At 67.7% G+C, this 5,963-nt stretch carries 6 protein-coding genes; all 6 read left to right on the forward strand.

The genetic code is table 11. The annotated features are described in order from the left end of the window. The first annotated feature begins 245 nt into the window (after positions 1-245). From ACPGXI_RS17460 to recN, 6 genes are read left to right on the forward strand one after another with little or no spacing between them, the layout of a single operon-like run. Positions 246-1,082: a tetratricopeptide repeat protein gene (locus ACPGXI_RS17460; protein ID WP_526655202.1), complete on the forward strand. Its 837-nt coding sequence runs from the start codon at positions 246-248 to the stop codon at positions 1,080-1,082. Position 1,083: 1 nt separating this feature from the next. Beyond that, the gene (locus tag ACPGXI_RS17465; protein WP_526655204.1) at positions 1,084-2,115 is read left to right on the forward strand and encodes an HAD-IIA family hydrolase; all 1,032 of its coding nucleotides are present in this window, start codon (positions 1,084-1,086) and stop codon (positions 2,113-2,115) included. Beyond that, positions 2,112-2,279: a hypothetical protein gene (locus ACPGXI_RS17470; protein WP_526655206.1), complete on the forward strand. Its 168-nt coding sequence runs from the start codon at positions 2,112-2,114 to the stop codon at positions 2,277-2,279. Before ACPGXI_RS17465 ends, ACPGXI_RS17470 begins: the two co-directional genes overlap by 4 nt. A gap of 5 nt (positions 2,280-2,284) precedes the next feature. Next, positions 2,285-3,094: a TlyA family RNA methyltransferase gene (locus ACPGXI_RS17475; RefSeq protein ID WP_526655208.1), complete on the forward strand. Its 810-nt coding sequence runs from the start codon at positions 2,285-2,287 to the stop codon at positions 3,092-3,094. Then, positions 3,091-4,014 carry an NAD kinase gene (locus ACPGXI_RS17480; RefSeq protein WP_526655210.1) on the forward strand — a complete coding sequence of 308 codons (924 nt, stop codon included), beginning with the start codon at positions 3,091-3,093 and terminating at the stop codon, positions 4,012-4,014. Before ACPGXI_RS17475 ends, ACPGXI_RS17480 begins: the two co-directional genes overlap by 4 nt. After that, positions 4,014-5,810, forward strand: coding sequence for a DNA repair protein RecN (gene recN, locus ACPGXI_RS17485; RefSeq protein WP_526655212.1), 1,797 nt, complete (start codon positions 4,014-4,016; stop codon positions 5,808-5,810). The genes ACPGXI_RS17480 and recN overlap by 1 nt, the downstream gene beginning before the upstream one ends. The last annotated feature ends 153 nt before the right edge of the window (positions 5,811-5,963 follow it).

A 5,963-nucleotide genomic window follows, 5' to 3' on the forward strand; every position in this document is an offset into this window, starting at 1 on the left:
CGCCGATGATACTACCCACACGGGTGGAAAAGTAGGACACCGCCGAACACAAATTGGAATCGCCCCCCACCATTGCGTGGGGGGCGATTTCCTTTGCGCAATTTCGCTGACAAGGAAAGTTCAATCGTGTTTTGCGTCGTGTAATTAGTTTCAATTGTGCTCAAATCGGCTTTGGCCGTATCCTTTTGACCAACACGATGTGTTAACGAACAAGATGTGTGAACGAACAAGCAGGAAGGGCCCCCGTGCCGCAGGATACCCAGGGCGGCCGCGGTGAACGGCGCCCGCGGCCAGGCTCCGCGGGTGGCCGGCGCTCCGGTCGTGATCAGCGCTCAGCGCCGCGCGCTCCCGGGCCGCAGCGTGCCCGTCGCACTCAGCCGAGAACCGACACCGAGGATGCACGCGGGAAGGATGCACGCGGGGCCGGTCCGCCGATACCCGCCAGCATCGAAGCCAAACAACTGGCCCCCGAGATACGCGGCGAGCTAACGACTCTGGACCGCACGACGGCCGATATCATTGCCCGTCATCTGGTGGCGGCCGGTGAACTCATCGACGACGACCCCGAAGCGGCGTTGGCACACGCCCGCGCCGCTCGTGCGCGAGCCGGCAGAATCGCCGCGGTACGCGAGGCGGTGGGGATTGCGGCCTATCAGTGCGGCGACTGGGCTCAGGCACTGGCGGAGTTGCGCGCGGCGCGCAGAATGGGCAGCCGCTCAACGCTGCTAGCCTTGATCGCCGACTGTGAGCGGGGGGTGGGCCGTCCCGAACGCGCCATCGAGCTCGCCCGCAGTGCCGAGGCCGGCGAGCTCAGCGGTGACGACGCCGACGAGCTACGTATTGTCGCCGCAGGGGCCCGCTCCGATCTGGGTCAGCATGAGCAGGCATTGGCGATTCTGTCCACACCTCAACTGGATCCGGGCAAGACCGGACAAACTGCGGCCCGGCTTTTCTACGCGCACGCCGAGACGCTGCTGGCGTTGGGCCGCGACGAAGAGGCTTTGCGGTGGTTCCTGCACGCGGCCCGTGCCGACACAGAAGATGTCACCGACGCCGAAGAGCGAATCACGGAGCTGTCCTGACGTGAGCGTCCTTGCCCAGCAACATGATTGCCTGCTGCTTGATCTCGATGGCACGGTGTTCCGTGGACACCGGGCCACACCGGGTGCCGTCGACACTCTGGCAGCAGTCGATTGCCGCGTTCTGTACGTCACCAACAACGCCTCCCGCGATGCCGGGCAGGTTGCCCGGCATCTGTGTGACCTGGGCTTCACCGCAGAACCTGCCGATGTCGTCACCAGCGCGCAGAGTGCTGCGCGCCTGCTGGCCGAGCAGTTACCGCAGGGCGCCAAGGTTCTCATCGTCGGCACCGATGCGCTGGCTGCTGAGATCAGCGGTGTCGGCCTGACGCCGGTGCGTCAATCCTCCGATGGCCCGGTGGCCGTGGTCCAGGGACATTCGCCGGAGACCAGTTGGCCTGACCTCGCCGAGGCGGCGCTGGCGATCAGGTCCGGGGCTGTGTGGGTCGCTGCCAACGTGGACAAGACGCTGCCGTCGGAGCGGGGTCTGCTGCCCGGAAACGGTTCGATGGTCGCTGCGCTTCGGACCGCCACTGAATTGGAACCACAGGTAGCCGGCAAGCCCTCTCCGGTCCTGATGGCAGACGCCCTGTCCCGCGGCGACTTTCATGCTCCGCTGGTGATTGGTGATCGACTCGACACCGACATCGCCGGCGCGAATGCCGCGCAGCTGCCCAGCTTGATGGTGCTGTGCGGGGTGAACTCCGCCGAGGACGCGATCTGGGCGATCCCGGCGCAGCGGCCCGACTATATCGCCGAGGACCTCCGTGCCCTCACCGCCGACGCCGACACACTGCGCGTCGGGCAGCACCCGGGGTGGCGGGTCGAGGTCGACTCAGCCGAGCTGAGGGTGCGCTCAACGGGTGCGGATCCCGGCGACGCACTGTCGGTGGTGCGGGCGATCGCGGCCGCGGTCTGGGCGGTTGACGCCGAACACCGACCCTCGGCGATCGCCGCGGGTGACGACACGGCCCGACAGGCACTCCAGCGCTGGTCGCTGCTGCCGGCTGCCGGCGGCAAGGGTGCGCTAGCGTGACTACCGACATGACTAACGACCCTGACGAGATTCGCGCCCAGGTCGCCGAACTACTTAGCGAGCACACCGACGTGGGCGAATCCGACCTGGATGCCGCCGCAGCGCGTCTGGAGGAGGCTCACGAGCTTCTGGTGCACGCGCTGGAATCGGTCGAGAAGGGCTGATCCGCGTGACGCGGCGCGCTCGTGTGGACGCCGAGCTGGTACGACGCGGCCTGGCCCGCTCCCGCCAGCAGGCGGCCGAGTTGATCGGCGCCGGACGGGTCAACATCGACGGGATGCCCGCGGCCAAGCCCGCCACCGCCATCCCCGCGAGCGCCAACCTGACCGTCCGGGACCGGGGCGAGCACCACTGGGTGTCACGGGGTGCGCACAAATTGATCGGTGCCCTGGACGCATTCGAAATCTCGGCAGAGGGTCGGCGCTGCATGGACGCGGGCGCCTCAACGGGCGGCTTCACCGAGGTGCTGCTCAACCGCAAGGCCCGCACCGTGGTCGCCGTCGACGTCGGCTATGGGCAGCTCGCCTGGGCACTGAGAAACGATGCGAGGGTGACGGTCATGGAGCGCACCAACGTCCGTGATCTCACCGCGGATGCGATCGGCGGGCCAGCGGATCTCGTCGTTGCCGATCTGTCGTTCATTTCGCTGGCGACCGTCTTGCCGGCGCTGGTTGCGTGCGCCTCGCCGAGCGCCGATATCGTTCCCATGGTGAAGCCGCAGTTCGAGGTAGGGAAGGACCGTGTGGGCGCGGGCGGGGTCGTGTCGAATCCGGCGCTGCGCGCCGAGGCGGTGCTCTCGGTCGCCCATCGCGCAGCCCAACTGCGCTGGCACACCATCGCCGTCACCGCGAGCCCGTTGCCCGGCCCCGCCGGCAACGTCGAGTACTTCCTGAATCTGCGCGCCGACACCGATCGCCCACTATTGGCAGGCTCGCTCGAGGACGCAATTGGCCGGGCCGTCGAAGAGGGGCCGCAATGACACACCAGCGCACCATCCTGCTCGTCGTCCATATCGGCCGCGCGGCGGCGACCGAGGTCGCACGCCGGGTGGAGAAAGCACTCGGCGACAACGGAATCGCTCTTCGGGTGCTCTCCGCTGAAGCGGTCGATCGCGGACCGCTTCACCTGGCGCCCGACGACATGCGGGCAATGGGGGTGGAGATCGAGGTCGTTGACGCCGACCCGCGGGCCGCCGAGGGATGCGAGCTGGTGCTGGTGCTCGGCGGCGACGGCACCTTCCTGCGGGCCGCCGATCTCGCCCGCAATGTCGAGATTCCGGTCCTCGGAGTCAATCTCGGACGAATCGGCTTTCTCGCCGAGGCCGAAGCAGACTCGATCGACGCCGTCCTGGAGCATGTCATCAACCGCGACTATGTGGTCGAAGAGCGGATGACGCTGGACGTGGCGGTCCGTGCCGGCGGACGGCTCCTGAACCGTGGCTGGGCGCTCAACGAGGCCAGCCTGGAGAAGGGCCCCCGGCTGGGCGTGCTGGGCGTGGTCCTCGAAGTCGACGGAAGGCCGGTCTCGTCCTTCGGGTGTGACGGCATGTTGGTGTCCACTCCGACGGGTTCGACGGCGTACGCGTTCTCCGCCGGTGGTCCGGTGCTGTGGCCCGATCTGGAAGCGATCCTGGTGGTTCCCAACAATGCCCATGCGCTGTTCGCTCGCCCGATGGTGACCAGTCCGGCCGCCACGATCGCCATCGAGATCGAAGCGGGTGGCCACGATGCCCTGGTCTTCTGTGACGGGCGCCGGGAGATGATATTACCGGCCGGGGGCAGGCTCGAGGTGACACGATGCGGTACGCCGCTCAAGTGGGTGCGTCTTGACAGCGCGCCGTTCACCGATCGGTTGGTGCGCAAGTTCCGGTTGCCCGTCACGGGGTGGCGCGGGCAGTAGTGCTAGCCGAGATCCGTATCGAGGCGCTGGGCGCCATCGGTGCTGCGACCGCCGAGTTCGACGGCGGTCTGACCGTGCTCACCGGCGAGACCGGCGCCGGCAAGACGATGGTCGTCACCGGGCTGCACCTTCTGGGCGGTGCACGAGCCGACCTGACCAAGGTGCGTTCAGGTGCGGATCGGGCCCTGGTCGAAGGACGGTTCGTGACCGCCGAACTTTCTGCTGACGTGACCCGGCAGGTGGACGAGATGCTGGACTCCTCGGGCGGCGAGCGGGACGACGACGGCAGCGTCATCGCGGCCCGCTCGGTCAGCCGCGGCGGGCCGTCGAGGGCCTACCTCGGTGGCCGCAGCGTGCCGGCCAAGTCGCTGGGCGGATTCACCAACCAGCTGCTGACCCTGCACGGCCAGAACGATCAGTTACGGCTGATGCGCCCCGACCAGCAGCGCGCCGCCCTGGACCGCTACGCCGGCGTCGCCGGCAACCTGCGCCGATATCGGGCACTGCGCGATGAGTGGCTCGACACCAGACGCGACCTCGAGGATCGGCACCACCGTGCACGCGAGTCGTCCCAGGAAGCTGACCGGCTCCACTTCGCGCTGAACGAGATCGCCACGGTGGCACCGGAACCCGGCGAGGATAACGCCCTGGTCGACGACATTCGTCGGATGTCGGAACTCGACTCGTTGCGTGAGGCGGTAGAGACTGCCCGCACGAGGTTGTCCGGCGCGATCGACGATGCCGGCTCGGCCGACGGCTTCTCCGCCGCGAATGCGGTCGCACTGGCGCGCTCTGCGCTGGAGGGCACCGAGGAACCCGCGCTCGCGGCGCTGGCCGAACAGCTCGGTGTGGCGGTGGCCGTGCTGGTTGATGTCTCCGGCGAGTTGGGTCAGTTTCTTTCCGAACTGCCCAGCGATGCAAGCATGTTGGAGCTGAAGCTGGCACGCCAGGCCGAGCTGCGGACGCTGACCCGCAAGTACGCCGCTGACATCGACGGTGTGCTGGCCTGGGCGCGCGAGTCGCGGGACCGGCTCGTACAACTCGACTCTTCCGAAGAAACCCTGTCTGAGTTGGAACGCCGCGTCGACGCGCTGCAACTCAAGGTCGTCGACGCTGCGCAGGATCTGACCAAGGTTCGGGTAAAGGCGGCGAAGGGATTGTCCAAGGCCGTGACCGCGGAACTATCTGGACTGGCAATGGCCGGTGCGGAGTTCACCATCGCCGTGGGGCAACTCGAGGTGCGCCCCGGCGACAGCGCCGCGCTGATGCTGCCGTCGGGCAGCGCCGTGCACGCGGGTCCGGACGGCGTGGACTCGGTCGACTTCGGCTTCGCCGCACACCGCGGGTCCGACATCCTGCCACTGAACAGGAGCGCCTCCGGTGGCGAACTCTCCCGGGTGATGCTGGCACTCGAGGTAGTGCTGGCCGCGTCGACCGAAGGCACGACGATGGTGTTCGACGAGGTCGATTCCGGGGTGGGCGGACGCGCTGCCGTCCAGATCGGCCGGCGCCTGGCGCGGTTGGCTCGCACCCATCAAGTCATCGTCGTGACCCACCTGCCCCAAGTCGCAGCGTATGCCGACGTGCATCTCGTGGTCGAAGGCCCCGAAGGCCCCGACGGTCCGCCCGGCCGCGGCGGCCGAGTGACATCCAGCGGTGTGCGTCGTCTCGACGACGAGAGCCGGGTCGCCGAGTTGGCCCGAATGCTGGCCGGGCTCGGGGAGTCCGACAGCGCCCGCGCACATGCCCGCGAGCTTCTCGATACCGCCCGTGGCGACCGGGAACAGGCGTCCTGAGTACGTGACAGAACCGCCCGTGGCGACCGGGAACAGGCATCCTGAGAATGTGACAGAAGTGAAAATATTTGACTTGTGAGGCTGATGTTACGGCGCGCCTCCGACGCTTAGCCGTCGATCACGGACATCATCTGCCCATGAAGATGTCAGCGC

Origin of the sequence: Mycobacterium sp. (assembly GCF_049608025.1) — a bacterium.
GTDB lineage: Bacteria > Actinomycetota > Actinomycetes > Mycobacteriales > Mycobacteriaceae > Mycobacterium.